Annotated in this window: 25 protein-coding genes; 11 read left to right on the top strand and 14 right to left on the bottom strand. The window is 38.3% G+C overall.

From position 1 onward, the window contains the following. Positions 1 to 75: 75 nt before the first annotated feature. Positions 76 to 2,130 (top strand): bifunctional diguanylate cyclase/phosphodiesterase, encoded by a 2,055-nt coding sequence (locus F984_RS15665; protein ID WP_004710647.1) that lies wholly within the window; start codon positions 76 to 78, stop codon positions 2,128 to 2,130. 604 nt (positions 2,131 to 2,734) lie between these two features. Further along, positions 2,735 to 3,298: a TetR/AcrR family transcriptional regulator gene (locus F984_RS15660; RefSeq protein WP_002053434.1), complete on the top strand. Its 564-nt coding sequence runs from the start codon at positions 2,735 to 2,737 to the stop codon at positions 3,296 to 3,298. A gap of 234 nt (positions 3,299 to 3,532) precedes the next feature. Here F984_RS15660 and F984_RS15655 read toward each other — a convergent pair whose 3' ends face one another. Beyond that, complete coding sequence (locus F984_RS15655) at positions 3,533 to 4,105, bottom strand: TetR/AcrR family transcriptional regulator (RefSeq protein WP_002053226.1); 573 nt, start codon at positions 4,103 to 4,105, stop codon at positions 3,533 to 3,535. 330 nt (positions 4,106 to 4,435) lie between these two features. Between F984_RS15655 and F984_RS15650 the strand changes: the two genes are divergently transcribed. The 7 genes from F984_RS15650 (at position 4,436) to F984_RS15620 (ending at position 13,881) form a co-directional block, all read left to right on the top strand. Continuing rightward, the gene (locus F984_RS15650; protein ID WP_004710645.1) at positions 4,436 to 5,299 is read left to right on the top strand and encodes a heme oxygenase-like domain-containing protein; all 864 of its coding nucleotides are present in this window, start codon (positions 4,436 to 4,438) and stop codon (positions 5,297 to 5,299) included. Between the two features lie 227 nt (positions 5,300 to 5,526). Then, complete coding sequence (locus F984_RS15645; RefSeq protein WP_004710644.1) at positions 5,527 to 7,119, top strand: peptide chain release factor 3; 1,593 nt, start codon at positions 5,527 to 5,529, stop codon at positions 7,117 to 7,119. A gap of 69 nt (positions 7,120 to 7,188) precedes the next feature. Beyond that, a complete protein-coding gene (locus F984_RS15640; RefSeq protein WP_004710643.1) occupies positions 7,189 to 8,031 on the top strand; it encodes a hypothetical protein in 843 nt (280 codons plus the stop codon). 87 nt (positions 8,032 to 8,118) lie between these two features. After that, a complete protein-coding gene (locus F984_RS15635; protein ID WP_025469352.1) occupies positions 8,119 to 9,060 on the top strand; it encodes an RsiV family protein in 942 nt (313 codons plus the stop codon). After that, the gene (locus F984_RS15630) at positions 9,060 to 9,872 is read left to right on the top strand and encodes a TatD family hydrolase (protein WP_004710641.1); all 813 of its coding nucleotides are present in this window, start codon (positions 9,060 to 9,062) and stop codon (positions 9,870 to 9,872) included. The genes F984_RS15635 and F984_RS15630 overlap by 1 nt, the downstream gene beginning before the upstream one ends. Before the next feature lie 124 nt (positions 9,873 to 9,996). Then, complete coding sequence (gene acnA / locus F984_RS15625) at positions 9,997 to 12,753, top strand: aconitate hydratase AcnA (RefSeq protein ID WP_004710640.1); 2,757 nt, start codon at positions 9,997 to 9,999, stop codon at positions 12,751 to 12,753. Positions 12,754 to 13,119: 366 nt separating this feature from the next. Further along, positions 13,120 to 13,881: a tRNA threonylcarbamoyladenosine dehydratase gene (locus F984_RS15620; protein ID WP_004710639.1), complete on the top strand. Its 762-nt coding sequence runs from the start codon at positions 13,120 to 13,122 to the stop codon at positions 13,879 to 13,881. A 65-nt stretch (positions 13,882 to 13,946) separates the two neighbouring features. Here F984_RS15620 and F984_RS22595 read toward each other — a convergent pair whose 3' ends face one another. Further along, positions 13,947 to 14,069: a hypothetical protein gene (locus F984_RS22595; protein WP_009503237.1), complete on the bottom strand. Its 123-nt coding sequence runs from the start codon at positions 14,067 to 14,069 to the stop codon at positions 13,947 to 13,949. Positions 14,070 to 14,171: 102 nt separating this feature from the next. Here F984_RS22595 and F984_RS15615 point away from each other — a divergent pair, with 102 nt between their 5' ends. Continuing rightward, positions 14,172 to 15,065 (top strand): LysR family transcriptional regulator, encoded by an 894-nt coding sequence (locus F984_RS15615; RefSeq protein ID WP_004710638.1) that lies wholly within the window; start codon positions 14,172 to 14,174, stop codon positions 15,063 to 15,065. A gap of 11 nt (positions 15,066 to 15,076) precedes the next feature. Here F984_RS15615 and F984_RS15610 read toward each other — a convergent pair whose 3' ends face one another. Then, positions 15,077 to 15,586: a hypothetical protein gene (locus F984_RS15610; protein WP_004710637.1), complete on the bottom strand. Its 510-nt coding sequence runs from the start codon at positions 15,584 to 15,586 to the stop codon at positions 15,077 to 15,079. Positions 15,587 to 15,922: 336 nt separating this feature from the next. Beyond that, a complete protein-coding gene (dusA, locus tag F984_RS15605; RefSeq protein WP_004710636.1) occupies positions 15,923 to 16,942 on the bottom strand; it encodes a tRNA dihydrouridine(20/20a) synthase DusA in 1,020 nt (339 codons plus the stop codon). Between the two features lie 119 nt (positions 16,943 to 17,061). Between dusA and F984_RS15600 the strand changes: the two genes are divergently transcribed. Then, positions 17,062 to 18,228 (top strand): tyrosine-type recombinase/integrase, encoded by a 1,167-nt coding sequence (locus F984_RS15600; protein WP_004710635.1) that lies wholly within the window; start codon positions 17,062 to 17,064, stop codon positions 18,226 to 18,228. A gap of 12 nt (positions 18,229 to 18,240) precedes the next feature. On the opposite strand, the gene F984_RS15595 is transcribed toward F984_RS15600, so the two are convergent. The 10 genes from F984_RS15595 to F984_RS15555 form a co-directional block, all read right to left on the bottom strand. After that, the gene (locus tag F984_RS15595) at positions 18,241 to 18,492 is read right to left on the bottom strand and encodes a hypothetical protein (RefSeq protein ID WP_004710634.1); all 252 of its coding nucleotides are present in this window, start codon (positions 18,490 to 18,492) and stop codon (positions 18,241 to 18,243) included. After that, positions 18,492 to 18,788: a hypothetical protein gene (locus tag F984_RS15590; RefSeq protein ID WP_004710633.1), complete on the bottom strand. Its 297-nt coding sequence runs from the start codon at positions 18,786 to 18,788 to the stop codon at positions 18,492 to 18,494. The genes F984_RS15595 and F984_RS15590 overlap by 1 nt, the downstream gene beginning before the upstream one ends. A gap of 2 nt (positions 18,789 to 18,790) precedes the next feature. Continuing rightward, complete coding sequence (locus tag F984_RS15585) at positions 18,791 to 19,093, bottom strand: hypothetical protein (protein ID WP_004710632.1); 303 nt, start codon at positions 19,091 to 19,093, stop codon at positions 18,791 to 18,793. Next, positions 19,090 to 19,668: a hypothetical protein gene (locus F984_RS15580; protein WP_004710631.1), complete on the bottom strand. Its 579-nt coding sequence runs from the start codon at positions 19,666 to 19,668 to the stop codon at positions 19,090 to 19,092. Before F984_RS15580 ends, F984_RS15585 begins: the two co-directional genes overlap by 4 nt. Further along, positions 19,665 to 20,375, bottom strand: coding sequence for a hypothetical protein (locus F984_RS15575; protein WP_004710630.1), 711 nt, complete (start codon positions 20,373 to 20,375; stop codon positions 19,665 to 19,667). The genes F984_RS15580 and F984_RS15575 overlap by 4 nt, the downstream gene beginning before the upstream one ends. A gap of 9 nt (positions 20,376 to 20,384) precedes the next feature. After that, entirely contained in the window at positions 20,385 to 20,672 is a 288-nt protein-coding gene (locus tag F984_RS15570; protein ID WP_004710629.1) for a pyocin activator PrtN family protein, read from the bottom strand. Continuing rightward, on the bottom strand, positions 20,669 to 20,929 hold the full coding sequence (locus F984_RS15565) for a hypothetical protein (protein ID WP_004710628.1): 261 nt from the start codon (positions 20,927 to 20,929) through the stop codon (positions 20,669 to 20,671). Before F984_RS15565 ends, F984_RS15570 begins: the two co-directional genes overlap by 4 nt. A gap of 81 nt (positions 20,930 to 21,010) precedes the next feature. Beyond that, positions 21,011 to 21,211, bottom strand: coding sequence for a hypothetical protein (locus tag F984_RS22590; protein WP_004710627.1), 201 nt, complete (start codon positions 21,209 to 21,211; stop codon positions 21,011 to 21,013). After that, the gene (locus F984_RS15560; protein WP_004710626.1) at positions 21,208 to 21,495 is read right to left on the bottom strand and encodes a hypothetical protein; all 288 of its coding nucleotides are present in this window, start codon (positions 21,493 to 21,495) and stop codon (positions 21,208 to 21,210) included. The genes F984_RS22590 and F984_RS15560 overlap by 4 nt, the downstream gene beginning before the upstream one ends. 3 nt (positions 21,496 to 21,498) lie before the next feature. Beyond that, entirely contained in the window at positions 21,499 to 21,804 is a 306-nt protein-coding gene (locus F984_RS15555) for a hypothetical protein (RefSeq protein WP_004710625.1), read from the bottom strand. Positions 21,805 to 21,886 lie beyond the last annotated feature (82 nt).

The following is a 21,886-nucleotide window of genomic DNA, read 5'->3' as shown; positions in this document are numbered from 1 at the left end:
AACGTGTTTAATTGTATTTTGTGCAATGAATTGAACAAAATAAAAAAAAGTATTGAATAATCATGGAAGTCCAATATGGGTCATGTTGATTACGATAGCACATTGATCGTCGGCTCTTTTATTGCGGCTGGCGCTATTTGCTATATTGTGATTTCCATGGAGCAATTAATATTTAAGCAAGCCTATCAAAAGATTGAACCGCTTATTTTATTATTTAATGGATTATTACTCGCTGCGGCTATTAGTATTGTCCATATTGTTGGCATGCATGCTTATCATTTATTTGAAACTGCCAACGCTAATCTTTCTTTAATTACGCTTTCTTTTGGTATTAGTGCTGTACTTTCTTGTGTGGCAATTTGGCTCACTTCCCGTTTTACACTACCATTATTTAGGTTGGTTTTAAGCTCAGTCATTATGGGCATTGGTATTTCAGCTTCATATTATGTGAGTATGCTGGGCTGGAATATTGATATTTATAAGAAAGATTACACCTCATTTCTCATTTTATTTTCTGTCTTAATTGCCATGAGTGGTTCAGGTCTAGCTTTTTTGTTGGCGTATAAATTAAAAGAGAGCGAGCGTAATCGAGTAAGTTTAAAACTCGCTTTTGCAGTCATGATGACTTTAAGCATTATGGGCATGCACTATACGGCACTCATTGCGACTAATATTACCGATAAATTTGTGAGCCAATATCAGGCTGAACATGACCTGTTGCTGTTTACTATTATTCTAGTTACATGTCTGGTGCTGGTCGCGAGTTTTATTGTCGCCGTGCTGGAACAACGACTGAACCAACGAAATTTAGAACTCCGTAAAGCCAATAAAGAACTCGCCAATCTCTCCATTCAAGATAACTTAACTAAACTACCAAACCGACTTTATTTAGTTGATTACGCAGAAGTTCTTCTGTCAGACCATCGTTATAAAGACCAGAAAATTGCTTTTCTCTATATTGATTTAGACCGTTTTAAATCGGTAAATGATGCCTTTGGTCACCACATTGGTGATCAACTGCTTATACAAATGGCCAATCGCTTACATTGGCAACTCAATGAAAAGTGTAAGTTGCTTAGGATTGGCGGAGATGAGTTTTTATTAATAGCTGAAAATACCGATACTGAAGAGGCAATGCAACTTGCTGAAAAAGTATTGCAGCTTATTCAAGACAGTTACCAGATTTCCGGTAAAGAAATTAATATTTCGGCAAGCCTTGGCATCGCATTGTTCCCTGAACATGGGCAGAATGTTCAAGACCTGCTAATGAATGCCGATGCCGCCATGCTGATGTCTAAAGAGCAGGGCCGCAATACTTACACCGTCTTTAGTTATTCAACCCACCAGCAAGAAACCAGAAGTCAGTCAAAACTGATCAATGATTTATATAAAGCAGTCGAAGAAAAACAATTTGTTCTTTATTACCAACCTAAATTTAATACCAATCTTGAGATTTGTGGGGTTGAGGCACTCATTCGCTGGAACCATCCGTCTTTAGGTATGCTGACACCACATATGTTTATTGGTGGTGCAGAAAAGACAGGTTTAATTATTCCAATGGGATATTGGGCACTTGAGCAAGCTTGCCAGCAAATTCAGGAATGGGAACGTAGCAATACGCAGTTTTATCCAATCGCAGTCAATTTATCGGCTTTGCAGTTTGAAAATAAAAAGCTCTTTAGTACCCTCGAAGGTTTGTTAAAAAAATACCAAATTAAGCCTCATCACCTCATTATTGAAATTACTGAATCAACTGCAATGCGGCATATCGACTTAAGCATTCGTGCTTGTGAGCGGCTGCGTGATATGGGCATTCGTGTCGCAATTGATGACTTTGGAACAGGGCACTCAAGCTTCTTATATTTAAAAGACTTACCAGTCGATGAGCTTAAAATTGACCGTGGTTTTATTGTCGATTTAAAACCGGGTTCCAAAGAAGAAGTGATTTTAGAAAGTATTATTCATTTGGCGAAAAAGTTAGGCTTAACCGTAACAGCCGAAGGGGTGGAAACTCAGCAGCAAGTCGAAATTTTAACGCGTTTAGGCTGTCAGCAGTTCCAAGGTTACTTGTTAGGAATGCCTGTAAATGTAGGGCAACTGATTCAGTCACAAGGCGCTCATTTTGTTTAACGAACTTGTGATAAATTTTAAAACTACAACTTTATATAATATCTAAAATAATAATTTAGTTAATCTAATGAAAAATAATAAGAATTTTGAAAACTTGTCATAAATTCCACATTGACACTTCTAAACTCTCAGATTATCCTTTGCCTGCTGGCCTACATTGCCAGGTGGTTTTGACAGACCACATACGACCGCATCAGAGTTTTCCCGTCTGAGGGATAGTTCTGTGTGTAAGCTCCTCGTCTCCTCCCGTAGCGGTAGGACGGGAGAGGGACACCTTCGGGTGTGCTGGCGTCGTACCAGTCTGTCAACCCTCTTTCGTTCTGCCACCATAATTCTTTATTAATGCTTTGGCAGAACTCCCCATATAAGGAGTTGGCTGTGCATACTTTTTTTACACCTCCCGATTAGTCTTTAGCGTTGTTTGATCACTTTCGAGTTTTCAGGCTTTAGTTCGTCACGACTAAAAAATCATATCAACAATAAAACTTGAGATGCCTTAGGGCCATCTTTGGGGCCTTTACATGCTTTTTTTGCCTAGAGTAAAAGTTGCGGCTGTTTTATCTCATTTAGACACAACAACAAATTATTTTATAACGGTACATATATGCCATATTCAGATCTCTCATTTCGCGCGTTAAGTGTGCTTCATACATCTCGTTATCTTTTTAATGACCATGGTTTTCACAACGTTGGTGTAGACCGCATTGTAGAAGAAGCGGAAGTGACCAAAACCACGTTTTATAAATATTTTCAGTCTAAAGAGCGGCTTATTGAAATGAGTTTAAACTTTCAAAAAGATGCTTTAAAAGAAAAAGTCTTCTCAATTATTTACACACAAAAAGATTTAGTGGTGCGTGAAAAGTTAAAGGAAATATTCTTTTTACATGTCAATCTGGAAGGGCATTATTATTTGCCATTTAGAGCTATTTTTGAAATTGAAAAAATTTACCCTACAGCCTATCAAGTGGTTATACAGTACCGTCAATGGTTAATTGATGAAGTTTATAAATTGCTTTTAACAGCGAAGAACGATGCTACTAAAAAAGATGCTCATATGTTTTTATTTGTAATTGATGGTGCCATTATTCAACTGCTAGATGAAACGAAGGCTGATAATAGAGAACTGTTATTGCAATATATTTTAAAAAGTATTTTTCTTAGTGATTAATTAATTAAATAGATGAGCTTAACTAACATTAGAGTTTTATTAATAAATTTTTTTAAGAAAAGCTTGAGCTTATATAAAATAAGGCCGCTATGCATTTAAAACATAACGGCCTAATCTATATATAGCTAAGAAGATGAAACAAGTCTGTTCATGTAAAAGAGTATGTATTCAAGCTTTCGTATGGGTTAAAACAAGGTTTATTTATGAGATAGCATCATAAATAATTAAATCTATTTACGCAGCCGCACAGCTCTGCGTTGTTTCAAGCTCAATGAGTTTATTTATATAAGACCATGTTCTTTCAGCATTAATTTCTGGTTTATTAATGGTGCCATCGATAATAAGCCCATCAATAATATTTAGAAAAAGGCTGCTTAGAACTGTTGGATCTTCAATTTCTAGCTCTAAAAACATAGAGACTACTAAGTCGTAAATCCATTGTCTATATTGGTTCACTTGGCTTTTAATGGATGGATACATTTGTAAAACTTCTATAGTCGCTTTTTTAAATAAACAACCATAAAAATCTTCAGTGTTAATCCAGTCTATATACCAGTTAAAAACATTTTTAAGTTTATTTAACGGATCATGTGCGCGGTTTACCTTTTCTAATAAAGAAGCCTGCACTTCCAAAATTCTTCGCTGAAGGCATTCTTCAATTAAAACTTCTTTAGAAGAGAAGTACTTATAGAAAGTCATTTTTGCAACATTGGACTCAGCAATAATTTTGTCTACCCCAATTGAGGTATAACTTTTCTGATTAAAAAGGGTCATTGCTGTTGTTATAATCGTTTCTCTTTTTGACATTGGTTGCCCCGTCATAGATATTTTTTGATTAACTTTGCTATTGTAAAGTATGAAAGCTTAAATAAAACTTATTTTATGATATTTAAAAAATTATATTTATTCAATAGTTTGGTTTATTTTAAAAAACAATAATATATATTTTTTATTGGCAATAGTTTACTTTTTTAAATAATATTAATTAATCCATTGATTTGTTGAGATAATAAACATAATATCGACTCGTTAAGTATGGGTATATGGAATTTATCCTTTTAGCAATTGAGTGCGAAATGGAAATAGAGGGATAAGCCTTAGCTTAACTATAAGAAAAACTTTTTATTGAGAATGATTATGTCAAAAAAATTTGAAGACTTTGATAATCCAAGACAAAAAGCATTACAAGGTATGAAAAATAGTATTTCTGCCCAACAGTGGGAAGAAAACTTACAATTTCTCAAACAGTTAAGGAATAGAATTGCACATTTACCAGTAAGTCATCATCCAGCCATTGAAATATTAAATAACGGTTATCTTGATAAACAAACCTTGACACGTATTCATTTAGAATATCGTCATGCCATCGTACAAATTTTTACTGATGCTTTATTACAGGCACAGTTTTTAACAAAGCAATTGGAACCAAAGCTTCACTCTGGCGCCAAAATGTTTCCACGTGTGCTATTAAGCCTAAATATATTAGATGAATTTGGTTTTAGACCGGGTTTGGGTAAAGATAATTATTATTTAGGAAACCCTGAATACGCACATTATCCATTATATGAAGATTTATTAAATGACTACGGTTTGTCTGAGGACGACCGCCGTAATTATAAACCTTCAAAAATTGCAGATCAGGTGAGAACATTTTTAGAAGCTTCTTATGATAGCTATATGAATGTAGTGGCTTTATTGGCTGTAGCAGAAGAAGAGGTTATTCTTTTTAGCCCGCCATTAAGACAAGCCACCAAGTTTGTTAATATTGATGTTGAGGGTGGTGGTTATTATCACGTCCACGGCGTCTCAACAGATGAAACAGCAGAAGCTGCTGACGATGATCATCAAGATGACTTGTGGTTTGCATTAGCACAAGCGATTACCAAAGATGATTATGAAAGCTTGACCAAACTATGTCTTGATTATTGTGCATTGTGGACTGAGTTTTGGGATGCACAAATTGCCGATGTTCATTTTATTGAAGAAAAGAAATTGGCATAAGTTTTTTAAGTTCACTTGTAAAAGCCTGTTTATATTGGACAGGCTTTTTTATTGGTGTGAGGACCCGAATTTTTATATTTTCACCAAAGTTATTTCAAATATGAAAACACGGGCCAACAACTCAACAATCTCTAAACAGTACCTATAAATCTGCTACAATTACGCCAATTTTTATTTTGATCGACTTTAGATCTTTGGCACTGCAGTCTCCGCAGTAGGTGTATTTCATGAGTTTTAAAGATGAGTTAGCGGCACAGGTCGCTCAACGACGCACATTTGCTATTATTTCCCACCCCGATGCCGGTAAAACCACCATGACAGAAAAACTGTTGTTATGGGGTAAAGCGATTCAGGTTGCAGGGATGGTAAAAAGCCGTAAATCTGACCGTGCAGCTACATCTGACTGGATGGAAATGGAAAAAGAACGTGGTATCTCGATCACCACGTCTGTTATGCAGTTCCCATATAAAGGTCACACCATTAACTTACTCGATACACCGGGGCACGAAGACTTCTCGGAAGATACTTATCGTACGCTTACCGCGGTTGACTCTGCACTGATGGTGATTGACGGTGCAAAAGGTGTCGAAGAACGTACCATCAAATTGATGGAAGTGTGTCGTATGCGTGACACACCAATTATTTCTTTCGTCAACAAAATGGACCGCGAAATTCGTGAACCACTTGAGTTGTTAGACGAAATCGAAAACGTTTTAAATATTCGCTGTGTACCAATTACATGGCCACTTGGTATGGGTCGTGACTTTGCTGGTGTATACAATATTCTTGAAGATAAATTGTATGTTTACAAAGCAGGTTTCGGTTCAACCATTACCGATATTGAAGTACGCGATGGCTATGATCACGCCGATATTCGTGAAAAAGTAGGTGAGTTGGCTTGGGCTTCTTTTGAAGAGTCGCTTGAGTTGGTACAAATGGCAAACGAACCATTAGACCGTGAACTTTTCTTACAAGGTAAACAAACACCTGTTCTATTTGGTACAGCATTAGGTAACTTTGGTGTTGACCATGTTCTCGATGCATTTATGAACTGGGCGCCTGAACCTAAAGCACATCCAACGCAAGAGCGTATGGTTGAAGCGAAAGAAGAAGGTTTCTCTGGCTTTGTATTTAAAATTCAAGCCAACATGGACCCTAAACACCGTGACCGTATTGCCTTTATGCGTATTTGTTCAGGTAAGTACGAAAAAGGCCTGAAAATGAACCACGTGCGTATTGGTAAAGAAGTCCGCATTAGTGATGCCTTAACTTTCTTGGCTGGTGAACGTGAACACTTAGAAGAAGCATGGCCGGGCGATATTATTGGTTTACACAACCACGGTACCATCCAGATTGGTGATACTTTCACTAGCGGTGAAAACTTACACTTCACTGGTATTCCACACTTTGCGCCAGAAATGTTCCGTCGTGTACGTTTGAAAGATCCATTAAAGTCAAAACAATTGCAAAAAGGCTTGAAAGAGTTGTCTGAAGAAGGGGCAACTCAGGTGTTTATGCCACAAATTAGCAATGATTTGATTGTGGGTGCGGTTGGTGTGCTTCAGTTTGACGTTGTTGCTTACCGCTTGAAAGAAGAATATAAAGTTGACTGTGTTTACGAGCCAGTAAGCGTAAATACTGTGCGTTGGATTCATTGTGATGATGACAAGATTCTTAATGAGTTCAAGAAAAAAGCACATGACCAACTTTCAATTGATGGTGGCGGTCACTTAACGTATCTTGCTCCTAGCCGAGTAAACTTGCAGATTATGCAAGAGCGTTGGCCTGATATTGAGTTCCGTAGTACACGTGAACACTAAGCATATAAATGTGACAAACAGCTTCGAACAGAAGCTGTTTTGTTTTGAAAAATAAGAAAGGATGATGAAATGAATTTGAGTAAGAAGGCAATTATTGCGCTTGTAGTTGCAGCCGTAACACTAATCTCTGCTATTTCTGCATTTGTCTGGAAAAGCACTCAGTCCTCATCATCTTCTGAAAAAAATATAGCTTCTGCTCAAAAGAATACTACTGAAAAGGCAGAGGTTTTACCTTACTTAAACTTGACTGAAACCAAGGCAAATTATGCAGTGCCTTTTTGTGAAAAGAAAAACTGTATTGATGTCGACATTCAAACTATAAAAACCCAAGATGCATGGTTAAATAGCTGGATCGAAAAAAATCAGGCGAAAGTCATTCAGACTCAAATTAATTTGAAAAAAGATTTGAACCTGCAACAAGCAGTTGATGCTTACGTTAAAAAGTCAGACGAATGGCAAGATAAATATTCTAAAAACCGTGCCTATGAATTACACATTCATACACGTATTGCTTCGCAGCGTAATCAATATGTATTACTACAACTGGCTTTGGATAGTAAACAAGAAGAGATCACCATAAAAGATCGTTATTATTTTTTCGTGGCTGATCGTAAATTGCATAAAAGCTTAACTTTGCTTGATGTACTTCAAAAAGATCAGCAAACCACTGTGCATCAAATCGTGCAAACTGCGTATCAGGAGTGGCTGAAAAAACAAAATGCTGACGTTAAAAAAGACGCACCAAAAACTTTGTATTGGGGACAGGCCGACTGGTTCTTTGATGGTGAGGGTGTAGGTCTGCATTATCAGGCAAATCAGATTACCAAAGATGCGCCTCAGCTCGATATTTATTTAACGACAGAACAAACCAAAAAAATATTACAACCTGAGGTTTATGAACAAATGTTTTAAGTTGGTAGCAGTATTTGCAACCTACTTATAGATGCGCTAACTTCATATGAGTTATGCATAATCTTCTCAGAATAAAGGCAAAATATGATGTTAACTTCTAAGGCCTCGCTACGTTTAACGCTACTTGCTTCTGCACTATTTTTAGTGGCATGTCAGCCTAAAAGTGATCCTAAAGAGTCGAAAGATCAGCAAAAGCCAGCAGTGGTTGAGCAAAAGCCTGTGGAACTGACTTTAAAAGGGGAAACAGTTCAAAGTAAGGTGGTTTTGCCAGACTGTAGTGGTAAAACTTGCCCTGAATTTACTGTAGAGCGCTTGCAAAGTAACTATCCATTTATTGATAAGATTATTGATCAACAAGTTTTAAAAGCACTCGGACAGATTCTTGAAATTGCAGAACCAGATGCAAAAACAGCAAAAACTGATAAAAAGGCAGAAGCTTCGGGAGTTGCTGCTGCTGACCAACAAGATAGTTTCGATGCTCAGGTTCAGCGCTATGCAAACTCATTTATTGGTTTAGACAAGGAACTAAAAGAGTTAAGTAGTAATCATCAGATTAATCTTTTAGTAAAACCTAAAATCATACAGTCGCAAGGTAAGGTCGTAACTGTTGTGGTTAACAGTAGTAGCTATTTGGGCGGGGCACATGGTTCGGCTGCACAGCACTATTACAATTTTGATTTAAAAGAGGAAAAGCAAGTTAAACTTGAAAACTTGCTGCGTCCAGAGAAAAAAGCGGCTTTAGAAAAGTTAGCACATGAGGCGTTTAAAGCTTGGGTGACTGACTCAAAACTTGCCAATAGTGTGAGTGAATATGAACAAGCTTGGCCATTTAAACTCACCGAAAACTTCTTGCTCGGTGATCAGGGCTTGATTCTTCAATATGGCGAATATGAAATTGGTCCTTATGTTGTGGGGTTGCCTCGTTTAGTTATTCCATACGACCAATTACAAGATGTATTGAAAGAAGAATATTTGCCGCAGCCTAAAGCTAAACCAGCTTCGACACCTGCCGAAAAAAGTGCTAGCTAATGCATTTGTTTGATACCCATACCCATTTCGATGTTGCCGATTTTGATAAAGATCGGCAGCAGTTAGCACTTGAGGCTAAAAAAGTGGGTGTGGATGCTTTGGTGTTAATTGGCTTTTTACAGTCACGTTTTGATGATTTGGTACACACTCATCATCAGCTCAAGCAGTGGGAGAATGTGCCCACTTCTTATTTAGCGCCGGGGTTGCATCCATTTTATATTGAGCAACATAGGCCAGAGCATCTTTCTCATCTTGAACAAATTTTGCAGCAAGAAGACTGCGTGGCAGTGGGTGAAATTGGCCTCGACACTTTTTTGAAAGAGCATAAGCAGCCCGATATATATGCCAAACAAAAACAGTATTTTGCCGATCAGTTAGATCTGGCAACTCAATACCAAAAGCCAGTGTTACTTCATATTCGAAAAGCACACGGGGACGTATTAGCAATATTAAAAGCACATAAGTTTAAACTCGGTGGAATTGCTCATGCCTTTAGTGGTGGAGTGGAAGAGGCAAAAGGCCTGATTAAGCTTGGTTTTAAAATTGGTGTGACGGGACAAGTGACTAACCCGAATGCGAAAAAGCTTCATACTGTGGTACAGGCTATAGGTGCAGAGCATTTAGTGATTGAAACAGACTGTCCTGATATGACCCCGCTTTGCTGTCAAACTTCAACTGAGCAGCGTACCCGCAATACGCCTGTGAACTTACCTTATGTACTCAAAAGTTTGGCCGAAAATTTAAATATGGCCGAGGCAGATTTAGCTGATTTGCTATGGAAAAACTCACTATCAGCATTGAAATTATCGTAATAAAAATCAAAGATTAGAAATAGTAACTAAAACAAAACACAGCGATGAAAAAAGAAGCTTAAAGTAAGAAAACAACATGTAAAAACGTGAAAAATAACATTGCCAGACATGGGAGGATAACCCAATGGCTAAGTATAGCAATATCAATAGTTTTAATGCTCTACAGACGCTAACAGTAGGTTCCAGCAATTATCAGATTTTTAGCTTAACCCAAGCCGAGAAAAAGCTAGGTGACATTGCCAAACTGCCGAAATCATTAAAAGTACTGTTGGAAAACTTATTACGGTTTGAAGATCAGCACAGTGTTAAAACAGAACACATTCATGCTTTAGCTGAGTGGCTAAAAACCCGTACTTCCGATCAGGAAATTCAATATCGACCTGCACGGGTTTTAATGCAAGATTTTACCGGTGTTCCGGCAGTTGTTGACTTGGCTGCAATGCGTGCTGCAATGGCACAAGCGGGCGGCGACCCTGAAAAAATTAATCCTTTATCACCTGTAGACTTAGTCATTGACCACTCCGTGATGGTAGACTATTTTGCCGATGATCAGGCTTTTGAAGAAAACGTTCAAATTGAAATGCAGCGTAATGGCGAGCGATATCAATTTTTGCGTTGGGGACAATCTGCATTTAATAACTTTAGTGTTGTGCCACCGGGTACCGGTATTTGCCATCAGGTCAATTTAGAGTATTTGGCTCAAGCGGTGTGGCTAGGTGAAGACAATGGTCAAACCTTTGCTTTCCCTGACACGTTAGTAGGTACAGACTCACATACCACTATGATTAATGGTTTAGGGGTTTTAGGTTGGGGTGTTGGTGGTATTGAAGCAGAAGCTGCCATGTTGGGTCAGCCTATCTCTATGCTTATTCCTGAAGTGATCGGTTTTAAACTGACCGGAAAATTACAAGAAGGAATTACGGCAACTGACTTGGTACTCACCATTACTCAAATGCTTCGCCAAAAAGGTGTGGTAGGTAAATTTGTAGAATTCTATGGCGATGGCTTAGCCGACTTACCACTTGCTGACCGGGCGACCATTGCCAACATGGCACCTGAATATGGCGCAACTTGTGGCTTCTTCCCAATTGATGAAGTGACTTTGGGTTATTTGAAATTAACTGGCCGTCAAAGTGACCGTATTGCACTGGTTGAAGCATATAGCAAGGCACAAGGCTTATGGCGTAATCCGGGTGATGAACCTGTTTTCACAGATACCTTAAGTTTAGATATGAGTACGGTTCAGGCAAGTTTGGCAGGTCCAAAACGCCCTCAAGACCGTGTGCTTTTATCAGAAGTACCAAAAACGTTTAATGCGCTCATGGAGCTAACACTTAAGCCAGCCAAAGAAGCCAAAGAGCGTTTGGAAAATGAAGGCGGTGGTGGTACGGCTGTAGAAGCGACCAAAGCCAATATTCAGCATGAAAGCCCGTCTTGTGTGATTGAAGGGCAGGAATATCCATTAAATCATGGTGATGTCGTCATTTCAGCGATTACTTCATGTACCAATACCTCTAACCCAAGTGTAATGCTGGCGGCAGGTTTACTTGCTAAAAAAGCCATTGAAAAAGGCTTGCAGCGTAAACCGTGGGTAAAAAGTTCACTTGCACCTGGTTCTAAAGTCGTAACCGACTATTTATTGGCTGCTGGACTTACCCTGTATTTAGATGAGTTAGGCTATAACTTGGTAGGTTATGGTTGTACAACGTGTATTGGTAACTCGGGTCCTTTACCTGAACCAATTGAAGATGCAATTCAGTGTCATGATCTAAACGTGGCATCTGTACTTTCGGGTAACCGTAACTTTGAAGGTCGTGTACATCCATTGGTTAAAACCAACTGGCTTGCTTCGCCACCACTCGTAGTTGCTTATGGTTTAGTTGGGAATATCCGTACCGATTTAACGACTCAACCAATCGGGCAAGGGAAAGATGGGCAACCTGTTTACTTAAAAGATATCTGGCCAAGTCAGGCAGAAATTGATGCCGTCTTACAAAAAGTAAATACCGACATGTTCCACAAAGAATATGCTGCGGTGTTTGATGGTGATGAAAGCTGGCAAGCGATTCAGATTCCAAAAAGTAAAACTTACGAATGGGCTGATGATTCGACTTATATTCGTCATCCGCCGTTCTTTGAAGGTATTGGTGAGCCACCAAAACCAATCAAAAATATTGAACAGGCACGTATTTTGGCAGTGCTTGGAGACTCGGTAACCACCGACCATATTTCACCAGCGGGTAATATCAAAAAAGACAGCCCGGCAGGTCGATACTTACAAGAGCAAGGTGTTGAGCCAAAAGACTTCAACTCTTATGGTTCACGACGTGGTAACCATGAAGTCATGATGCGAGGTACCTTTGCCAACATTCGTATTAAAAACGAAATGTTGGGTGGCGAAGAAGGCGGTAATACCATTCATGTACCAAGTGGCGAGAAACTTGCCATTTATGATGCGGCGATGCGTTACCAACAAGAACATACACCGCTTGTGATTATTGCTGGTAAAGAATATGGAACAGGTTCTTCACGTGACTGGGCTGCCAAAGGTACGAATTTGCTAGGTGTTAAAGCTGTGATTGCTGAAAGTTTTGAACGTATTCACCGTTCAAACTTGGTGGGTATGGGCGTGTTGCCATTACAGTTTGTTGATGGTCAAACCAGACAGTCGCTTAACTTAACTGGTCATGAGGTTATTTCGATTCGTGGTTTATCGGATGGCATTCAGCCTCATGAAATTCTTGAAGTTGATGTGAAGGCGCCAAATGGAGTAGCCAGCCACTTTAATGTGTTATGTCGAATTGATACGTTAAATGAGGTTGAGTACTTTAAGGCAGGTGGTATTTTGCATTATGTACTACGGAATTTAATTGCTGGTTAATGTTGTCTTGAGATTAATACCAATCAATATTTTTATTGGTTGGTATTAATTGAGCTTTTACATTAGAACTTTTCATTTTATTTGCTTGAGCTAATCATCATTCACAACCTGCCCATTATAAAAAGATAATAGTTTCTGCGATTCTTCTGATACTCGTGAACAGATGACAGGTTTTGTGAATGAGAAAGTTTTTGCTTACTTTTTTAAAAAAGTAAGAAGATTTAGCTGTTAGTAATTGAATTATAATGATAAGACTTGTCGTGAATTTAAATATCACCATCTCAAGTTTTCTTTGATCTGAAATACACTTTCTTCTGAAAAGCAGTAAAATACTCTCCGTGTTTTATATCCCCTCAAAGAGTAGCAATGACCGATCTTCAACAAGATGAATATGACCGCCGTTTTGCAGGTGTAGCCAAAATTTATGGTGATTCATCGTTCCAGCACTATGAACAAAGTCATGTGATGGTGATTGGTATTGGTGGGGTTGGCAGTTGGGCGGTAGAAGCTTTAGCACGTACAGGTATTGGCGAGATCACACTAGTCGATATGGATGTGGTTGCGGCATCAAATGTGAACCGTCAGCTACCTGCAATGACCTCTACTCTGGGCTGTGAAAAAGTTGAGATTATGGCGGAGCGTTGTCGCCAAATTAACCCACGTATTAAAGTTAATATTATTGATGACTTCTTAACACCAGAGAATGTCGCAGAGCTTTTAAACCCTATACCAGATATTGTTTTGGACTGCATCGATGACGTTAAAGCAAAACTGGCTTTAATGCTCCATTGTCGTTTTAATAAAATTCCTTTGATTGTGTCGGGTGGGGCAGGTGGTAAGCTCGATCCACTTAAAATCCGTGTGGCTGATTTATCAAAAACAGAGCAAGACCCAATGTTAGCGAAGTTACGTAGTCAGCTTCGTGCTCGCGGCATATGTAAAAAGCCAAAAGAGAAATTTGGCATTACCTGTATTTATTCTATCGACAATCCGTTTTCTAGTGCGGATGTCTGCCCATCGGCAGGGTTGCGCTGTGGTGGCTATGGTTCAGCAGTAGTAGTGACTTCAAGCTTTGCCATGATTGCTGTGGCCGAAGTTTTGAAAAAACTCGATTTAAAGAAAGCCTAATTTAAATATTGAAAAGGCATGCGCTTAGGTGAGAGTACATGCCTTTTATTTTTGAGAGAAACTATTTAATCGTACAGCTCTATGTGGTCTTGCTGTGGCTGTGTAGGTAGCTGCTGATCATAAAATTTAAAGCACCATAAAATTAAAATAACGATGGTGCATATTGCGAAACCTTTTAAATACTTCATGAAGAATTCAATCAAGTGAATGGTCTTAATAAAATTCTAGCGAAGGGAATCTATCTAATCTAATATAGAAAATAGACCGAATGATCTAATTTTGAGATGATAATGCTCACATTAAAACAATTCCAATATTTCATAAAAATTGTTGAAGAAGGGAGTTTTACCGCTGCTTCCGAAAAGCTATTTATTGCTCAGTCTGCTTTAAGTCGACAAATGAAGCTATTAGAAGAAGAGATAGGTTTTCAGTTGTTTGATCGCACGGATAAAAGGGTAAAACTCACGGCAGCGGGAGAAGTGTTTTATAAGAAAATAAAAGATAATTTGCTCTACTTAAATGAAATTATTGATCTTGCCAAGAGTGTTTCGGAAGGGAAAAACCGCCAGATTAAAATTGCTCATTCAAGTAGCATTGTTATGGATCATAAAAAGGTACAAATATTAAAAGAAGTTAGCTTAACGCAGCAGCTGAGTTTTGAGATCAATACCTTGTCATCCGAGCAGCAAATCTTAGCTTTAATGAACGGTGAAATTGATATTGGTTTTATTAGACCTCCCGTTCGGCACACTCTAGATGAGATGAGCATTCTTAAGTTATATGAAGAGCCTTTAATGGTGGCTGTGCATACCGAGCATGCCAAATTTGCTAAAGCAGAAAAGGTTTATTTAAAAGACTTGAAAGATGAGTGTTTTGTAACTACAGCTCATGCTGACAGAGGGGGCTTAAGTTATTTGGTCGCAAATCTGTGTTTAGCTGCAGGATTTACTCCACAAAAAGCCCCCATTCTGTCACGTAAGGTTTCGCAGTTACAATTGGTCGCTGCAAATTTGGGAATCAGTATAGTTCCTGAAGAGTTCAAACAAATTTTGCCTAATCAGGTAAAGCTATTACCTTTGGCAGATGATTTGTCATTCTCAGAAGTTTTGTTGGTTTATAGAAAAGATCAGGATGAAATGATTCAGCATTGTGCCGAGCAAATTCATCAAATGTTTCGATCTTAAAAAGCAGTAAATTAACCTAATCTGTAGTAAGTATAGGTGACGTTGTCATCTTTATAGACGTCGTAACTGCTTTGTTTGAAGTCCGAAACCCATTCACTTCCTGTGTAACCAGCGATGTGACCATAAACATGGTTGCGAGTTCTGTGAATGATGTAAATGTCACCTTCTTGAGGCTCATCAAAAGCTGGGTTAATTTCTTTATAGCCAATCTTTTTCAGGGTATCGCCCCAATCAGATGCTGCAATTGGGTGGTTTTCAACATCGGCACCAGCAGATTCAAGTGCAAGACGAATGCTACGTGCACAACGAGCTTTGCTGCGTCTAGAAGTAACACTTTCTAATTTTGCTACGAATTTTTCTACATCAATGGCTGGAGGGGTATTGCTTGCAGTGCGGTGATTGTTGGGTTTCATGGTGAAGGGATAAGGAAGGCTTGGTGTGCTGTGTGATACAACAATCGCTGCCTGATTTGAATCCTGATACATATAGTTATCAGCTACTTGTCCGTCATAAATAATCATCGTGAAATCTCTACCCGTACTACCTATATCCGTATTTAGAAAATCACCACCTACCTGTGGCGTTCAGAGATACTAATTGCCCAAACTTAAAAGTTTTGTTTATGTTATGTAATAACGTATCTTTTTTCCAGTTTTTATTTCTGACTGCGAAAAAATAGCCTAGTTAAAATAGTAGCTAAAACTAGTAAAATTTAAGTAACTGATATTATTGAGTATAAATAAATAATCAGAGCTTAAATTTGAATATTTCGAGCCGACATTTGCGAATATACTCAAAATCTAAGTCTCTGATTTAAAATGCCACATTTTCTTACAATTTAAGAAGGCTGAGTGGGCTTAAGCCTGATGCTCTTTCACATATTCTTCAGTACGAATAATCGCAGCTTGCATGTTTCGAATAGCATTCTCGACATCAGCTAAAGTTTTTGCATTTCCACCGCTTAATGCTTGACGCCATTTACGGGCACCCGGTAGATTTTGAAATAAACCTAAAATATGACGCGTAATGATAGAGAGTGGAGCTCCTTCCGCCATACGTTGTTCAATATAAGGCAACATCTGCTCCATGATATCGAAACGGTCTGGTGCTTCTAAATTCCAAAGTTGGCCAAGCTCAGCAAGTAGATAAGGGTTGTGATAGGCTTCACGACCAATCATCACGCCATCAACGTGCTGTAAATGAGCTTGAGTTTCGGCAAAAGTTTTAATTCCGCCGTTAATTTCAATCGTTAAGTGCGGGCGTTCTTGCTTTAAACGGTAAACATCTTCATAGCGTAGCGGTGGTACTTCTCGGTTTTCCTTCGGAGATAAACCTTTTAATATCGCAATACGGGCATGTACGACAAAGTGTGTGCAGCCCGTTGCCGCAACGGTATCTACGAAGTGCAGCATTTCTTCGTAAGACTGCATGTCATCAATACCAATACGGTGCTTAACCGTTACTGGAATATTCACCGCTTTTTGCATGCTATGAATACATTCAGCAACTAAGTCTGGCTCTGCCATTAAACATGCGCCGATTTTATTGTTCTGTACACGGTCACTTGGGCAGCCTACATTCAGGTTGACTTCGTCATAGCCCCAGTCTTCAGCCATTTTTGTACAAGTGGCAAGCTCTTGAGGATTTGAACCACCAAGTTGCAGTACGATTGGGTGTTCTTGAGCGTTATAGTCCAAGTGGCGTTTTGCATCGCCAAATAAAATCGCGCCTGTTGTCACCATTTCGGTATACAGCACAACGTTTGGGTTAAACAACCGTGCAAAGAATCGGTAATCCTTTGTAGTCCAGTCCATCATAGGAGCAACGGATATTCTTGGAGTAATTGATTTAATTACGTTTTTAGAAATATCAGTCATTTAAGCACCTATCTTAATGTGTGAATACTTGCGTTTACTCGTGTTTATTTGCGTTTATCTGTGTTTTGTGCAACCTTATTGCAACCTTCAATCACACAAAATGTTTTGATATTGCAACCATGGGAACTATTACAAAACGTACGACAACAAAGGGCGAGGTTCGCTATCGTGCTTTACTGCAAATTCGCAAGCAGGACGCGAAGTATACAGAATCTAAAACTTTTAGTAAAAAGTCTCTAGCCGAAGCCTGGCTAAAAAAACGTGAATCTGAAATTGAAGAGAATCCAAGCATAATTTTAGAACTTAAAAAAAAGTTAGGTGATATAACTTTAGCTGAAGCAATTGAGTTATATCTTGAAGAGGTCACAAGTTATGGCCGTTCAAAAAAATCTACACTTAAACTTCTTACTAGATTTCCGATCGCTAAAAAACAAATATCAACTTTAACTAGGCAGGACTATGCCGAACATATCCGTGCACGTAGAGAAGGAAAATTAGAGGAATATAGAGTTAAAGCTATTGGACCAGCGACCGCAAATATGGATTTACAATATATAAGAACGATTTTGAATCATGCGGATTTAGTTTGGGGTTTAAAGGTAAATTTTGATGAGCTTGAAAAGGCTTCTAAAGGGTTAAGAAATGCCAGGGCAATAGGTAGTTCACGAAAACGACTTAGATTACCGACAACTGAAGAGTTGCAAAAATTGACTACTACAGCGCTCCAGTATTACTACATGACTCAATACCCGGATGTCCCAATTCATCTCATTATGTGGTTAGATATTTATACTGGCCGTCGGCTTAACGAATTATCACAATTAAGAATAGATAATTACGACAGGGAAAATCATCGCTGGTTGTTAAAGGCTGTAAAGAACCCAAAAGGTACAATTGGCAATGATAAATACTTTGTAGTGGACGAAAGAGCCGAAAAAATAATTGATCTTTTGCTTGAGCCTGAATTAAGAAAACGTATGTTAAGACGCGGTGGTGATCCAGCGTTATTACTACCATTTCATGATAACGTAATTGATCGTAGCTGGCAGAAAATTAAAAATATGGCTGGTATTGAGGGATTAAGGTTTCATGATTTGCGTCATGAAGCTGCAACAAGGCTTGCTGAGAAGGGTATGAGTATTCCATTAATACAACAGTACACATTGCATGAAGATTGGAATAGTTTAAAAATTTACGTTAATTTAAACACAATAAGAAAGACTGTATTAGATTTTGATGAAGCTATAGAAAATGCTAGAAATGCCAAATTAGGTGATTTTATATAATATTAAGCCCCTTTATTCAGGGGCTTTTTCTTCAGCTTTCTTTAGATCGTCCAGTACTTGAGCCATGACTAGAAAGCCAAGTCTTACACGTTCCACCGCTTTGTTTATTGTAGGATCATCATAATGAAACTTGTGATCTCGTAATCTTGGTATAGGTGGGCTTTTTCCTTCACGTAAATATAAATCAACAATTGTTCCTGTTAATTTTGATTCCAGTTTTTTGACAAACTCAGGATCAGCAAGCATTTCGATATAGGTAGCCATTAGAAGTCACCCCCGCTTAGCATGGTGCCTAAACCGCCATCAGCAGCCTCTAACTCCCGTTGAGGGCGACCACTTGAGCCATGAGAGTTCCCAAGCATTAAAACTAGACCATCGTTCGCACTGTAATACTCTGCATCAGGGAAGCTTTTGCGAATGTCTTTCATAAGTTTTTCAAGACCTTTGGTTAGTCTTTTGAATCGCTTCTCAAAGTTTGGGTTAGCTTGGTTTAAACAATCATTAGCATCGACATCACCACCAGCGATTGCGTTCAGTACATCTTCTTCTGTCATATACATTTTTAATAAGCCTCTTTAAGTTCTTCTTTTAAGTTATAAAGCTCAATACCTTCATCATCTCCTAAAGGTAGTAAATACTTTCCTTCGTAACCAACATCACCATAATATTTAACGCTACCATCCCAGATTATAATTCCGCTGTCACAAGCAACTTCCCATATCCCATGAGCGATATGAGTACCTGTTGGGTCTCTACATTCAACACTTTCATGATATGCAATGATTTTCACAAGTTTGCCATCATTCTCATGACAAACAATGTCACTGATAATCATAGCTAAACCACCTACCTGTAATCTGCTCATGAATTATCTCCTGGAATTGAGGTAGACCAATCTGGACCTTCAGCTAAATCAATTCCTATTGTCATGCTGGTATATGGGAAAAATACGCATCCAGCTTTGCTATTTGACAAAACAGGAAGACCATATTGAATTTGATGCTTAACATCATTTATATAAACATCTTCATAATCTGATATAGCTTGTTTAAGTCTTTCAGTAGAGCATCTAAATATTTCACCAGACTCTTTTAAATAAACTGTTTCCCCGCAATCCGAAAGGTTACAGATTAAAAGGTCTTCTTTGGCTTCTGAAATTCCACCAAGTTTTGTGATGATTACTATTGATTCTACAAATTGTTTTAGCTCTAAAAGGTCTGACATTTCGGGTGCATCCCATACCCGATTTGATGTTCTTTGATAAGTAAACTTTTTGAGATATTCGTTGTATGACATCACATTGCCATTTTTGCTTTTTTTGTAATAAATACAGAGATATTCATTTCGATAAACAACTTTTAATGCTTGGTCTGGCGCGTTTTCAACAATTTCTTTGGTCTTCTCAAAGGAAAAGTTTTGGATAAATTTGTATGCCTTCATCTCTTTGTTCCTTTCTTTTTCGCTTTATAGCGGTAACTGGCATTGTTTTGGCAGGTGACGCATTTGTAATTAAAGCCAGTTAATGTTTTTGGGCTTTTCATAATCATGAATTTAGTTTCACCATGACTGTTACACATGCCAGTAAAATGTTTTTGGTTTTGTTCAATGGCTAAAGTCATAAGTTCGAAATTCAATTGAACACGCTTATTATTTGCCTGAACTTCTGCATCGGTAAGTGATCTATATCGACACTTCTTGCAACGTGCATTGTTGTTATCAAAGTAGTAATCAGTTAAACCGTGTTTACTGCAAATTGCTTGAAATTCGGTAAGGCCAAGCTTTCGTGCATTCTCATAAGTTTCACGATTACAGATTCGGTTCATTTCAGCTTCAGTAAAAATATAAAGCTTGGTTGGTTTCTTAGGTCTACCAATTGATTTATTAACTTTTGTCTTGTTGGCCACCTTCTCCAGCTTCGGCTTTTTAGCCTTAACTGGAGCTTTTTTGGTTACCTTTTCAGCGTTATATTTTTCAATGTCCAGTGGTTTTACCTGGACACGTTCTTTAGGAATATTTCCATCTGGAAAATTAGTAAAGCCTGGCTCAAGCAATGTGATTATGTTTCCTTTAATTTTTAACCACTGTTCAACTGCTTCATTTAGGTTTGGCTTTACATATAAATTTGGGCGGATAGTTTCATCAAACATAATGAACACCTATGCATGCATAGCCTGGTGATCTTTTAGGGCAATTTGGCTTTGCTTATCTAAATAAACTGCCAAATCTGCAAGGTTCACCATCCAAGTTGATTTTTTGTTATCCGGTTCGCTACGAAATGCAGGAAACGGTAACTGTTGACTGTTCGCACGTCGTCTAGCTTCAGCAATTTGCATGTGATTGAAATAGTCCTTAATAATCGTTTCCAATGGAACTACTGGTGACTGATAACGAGCTACAAGCAAAAATAGACTATTAGCAAGAAACGGTTTGTCTGGAGTTGTCATAGGTCCTCCTTAGTTTTTCGCCATACTTCAGCAGGGACAATTGCATCTTCATAACCAGGCTTATTGTGCAGACTAAGGGATAGCAACAAATCCTCTTGTGCTTCTGGATCGGCCACAATTAATTGCGTTGCAATATGCCCGGTATAATGAAAAGAAAAACGTTGTGAACCGTCTTCAAGATCAGTCACAATTACATTTGTGACTAAATCAAGGTTAATAAAGTGCTGATGTTTAAGGTTATCTTTAACAAATAACATTAGATTTTCTCCAAGCAACTAACTAAGAGATAGCCCGCCAATAACAGGCCAATTATTGAAAAACCAGCTAGCTTTTCCATTTCATTCTCTCCAGTTGACGCAATTTGATGTGTCACATTGACCAGAGATATGACCGTTGTGTGAGCTGATTGAATAAATCACTTCACCTTCATTACAGATCGGGCAATCGAGCGTGCCATTGATTGTTTGAGCGGGACGTTTTACACCGTGTTTGTCGGTAATTACCTGGCGAACTTTTAAATACGCATCGGACCAATTCATACTGTTCTGCCCCCATGAATAGCCTGGATAAGTTGGCGTTGTGCATCTTGTAAACGTGCAACCAATTGGCTTACTGATTTACCGAAAGGCACAACAATAGCTACGGTGCGATTTTCCCAATCTTTTTTGGCGTGCTGATAACCACCGAAGTAAACGTAAATACGAACTTCTTCAGTGTGGTTATAAAGTTTGAAATTGATCTGTAGTCCAGGCTTAGAAAGCTGAAAGCAGCTACCAGCCAATTTCATGATTTCTTGCTGAACTTGTGGTGAGTTTTGGACCATTGATCAAGCCTCCAAAACCGAACCGTGAAAAGCAGAACTTAGTTCTTCAGTCCATTTAACCTTTTCAACAAGGTTAATAAATTCAAGGTTATAAGCTGAATCAATGAAGGCATTTGCCTGGGCAATCGCAATAACGAGTTCATTGCCGTTAGAAGCTTTTGAAATGTTGGAGATAGCGCATTTGATTTGATCAATCGATCTTTCACGATAGAAATCAAAATCACGCTTTGGTTGGGCAAAATCAGGGGCAAATAGTCGAGCATCAACAAGGATGTCGAATTGGGTTTTAGCAGGGTTATGTTTTTTCATGACTAAATCCTAAGTTAGATTAGATGTATTAAAACTAATCTAGCTTAGATTTTTAGTCAATCAATATTTCTAAGTTTACTTA

The organism is Acinetobacter nosocomialis NIPH 2119, from assembly GCF_000368085.1.
Lineage (GTDB): Bacteria > Pseudomonadota > Gammaproteobacteria > Pseudomonadales > Moraxellaceae > Acinetobacter > Acinetobacter nosocomialis.
The sequence above is the reverse complement of the archived record's forward strand: the minus strand, read 5'-3'. Positions and strand labels throughout refer to the sequence as shown.

Bases quoted from the DNA above. Each gene is read 5' to 3' on its own strand.
- F984_RS15565 (WP_004710628.1), bottom strand. From the start codon at position 20,929: ATGTTATTTGTTAAAGATAACCTTAAACATCAGCACTTTATTAACCTT.
- F984_RS22590 (WP_004710627.1), bottom strand. From the start codon at position 21,211: ATGAATTGGTCCGATGCGTATTTAAAAGTTCGCCAGGTAATTACCGAC.
- F984_RS15570 (WP_004710629.1), bottom strand. From the start codon at position 20,672: ATGACAACTCCAGACAAACCGTTTCTTGCTAATAGTCTATTTTTGCTT.
- F984_RS15620 (WP_004710639.1), top strand. From the start codon at position 13,120: ATGACCGATCTTCAACAAGATGAATATGACCGCCGTTTTGCAGGTGTA.
- F984_RS15600 (WP_004710635.1), top strand. From the start codon at position 17,062: ATGGGAACTATTACAAAACGTACGACAACAAAGGGCGAGGTTCGCTAT.
- F984_RS15595 (WP_004710634.1), bottom strand. From the start codon at position 18,492: ATGGCTACCTATATCGAAATGCTTGCTGATCCTGAGTTTGTCAAAAAA.
- F984_RS15580 (WP_004710631.1), bottom strand. From the start codon at position 19,668: ATGAAGGCATACAAATTTATCCAAAACTTTTCCTTTGAGAAGACCAAA.
- F984_RS15630 (WP_004710641.1), top strand. From the start codon at position 9,060: ATGCATTTGTTTGATACCCATACCCATTTCGATGTTGCCGATTTTGAT.
- F984_RS15655 (WP_002053226.1), bottom strand. From the start codon at position 4,105: ATGTCAAAAAGAGAAACGATTATAACAACAGCAATGACCCTTTTTAAT.
- acnA (WP_004710640.1), top strand. From the start codon at position 9,997: ATGGCTAAGTATAGCAATATCAATAGTTTTAATGCTCTACAGACGCTA.
- F984_RS15640 (WP_004710643.1), top strand. From the start codon at position 7,189: ATGAATTTGAGTAAGAAGGCAATTATTGCGCTTGTAGTTGCAGCCGTA.
- F984_RS15665 (WP_004710647.1), top strand. From the start codon at position 76: ATGGGTCATGTTGATTACGATAGCACATTGATCGTCGGCTCTTTTATT.
- F984_RS22595 (WP_009503237.1), bottom strand. From the start codon at position 14,069: ATGAAGTATTTAAAAGGTTTCGCAATATGCACCATCGTTATTTTAATT.
- dusA (WP_004710636.1), bottom strand. From the start codon at position 16,942: ATGACTGATATTTCTAAAAACGTAATTAAATCAATTACTCCAAGAATA.
- F984_RS15560 (WP_004710626.1), bottom strand. From the start codon at position 21,495: ATGGTCCAAAACTCACCACAAGTTCAGCAAGAAATCATGAAATTGGCT.
- F984_RS15635 (WP_025469352.1), top strand. From the start codon at position 8,119: ATGTTAACTTCTAAGGCCTCGCTACGTTTAACGCTACTTGCTTCTGCA.
- F984_RS15615 (WP_004710638.1), top strand. From the start codon at position 14,172: ATGCTCACATTAAAACAATTCCAATATTTCATAAAAATTGTTGAAGAA.
- F984_RS15575 (WP_004710630.1), bottom strand. From the start codon at position 20,375: ATGTTTGATGAAACTATCCGCCCAAATTTATATGTAAAGCCAAACCTA.
- F984_RS15650 (WP_004710645.1), top strand. From the start codon at position 4,436: ATGTCAAAAAAATTTGAAGACTTTGATAATCCAAGACAAAAAGCATTA.
- F984_RS15590 (WP_004710633.1), bottom strand. From the start codon at position 18,788: ATGTATATGACAGAAGAAGATGTACTGAACGCAATCGCTGGTGGTGAT.
- F984_RS15610 (WP_004710637.1), bottom strand. From the start codon at position 15,586: ATGATTATTTATGACGGACAAGTAGCTGATAACTATATGTATCAGGAT.
- F984_RS15555 (WP_004710625.1), bottom strand. From the start codon at position 21,804: ATGAAAAAACATAACCCTGCTAAAACCCAATTCGACATCCTTGTTGAT.
- F984_RS15585 (WP_004710632.1), bottom strand. From the start codon at position 19,093: ATGAGCAGATTACAGGTAGGTGGTTTAGCTATGATTATCAGTGACATT.
- F984_RS15660 (WP_002053434.1), top strand. From the start codon at position 2,735: ATGCCATATTCAGATCTCTCATTTCGCGCGTTAAGTGTGCTTCATACA.
- F984_RS15645 (WP_004710644.1), top strand. From the start codon at position 5,527: ATGAGTTTTAAAGATGAGTTAGCGGCACAGGTCGCTCAACGACGCACA.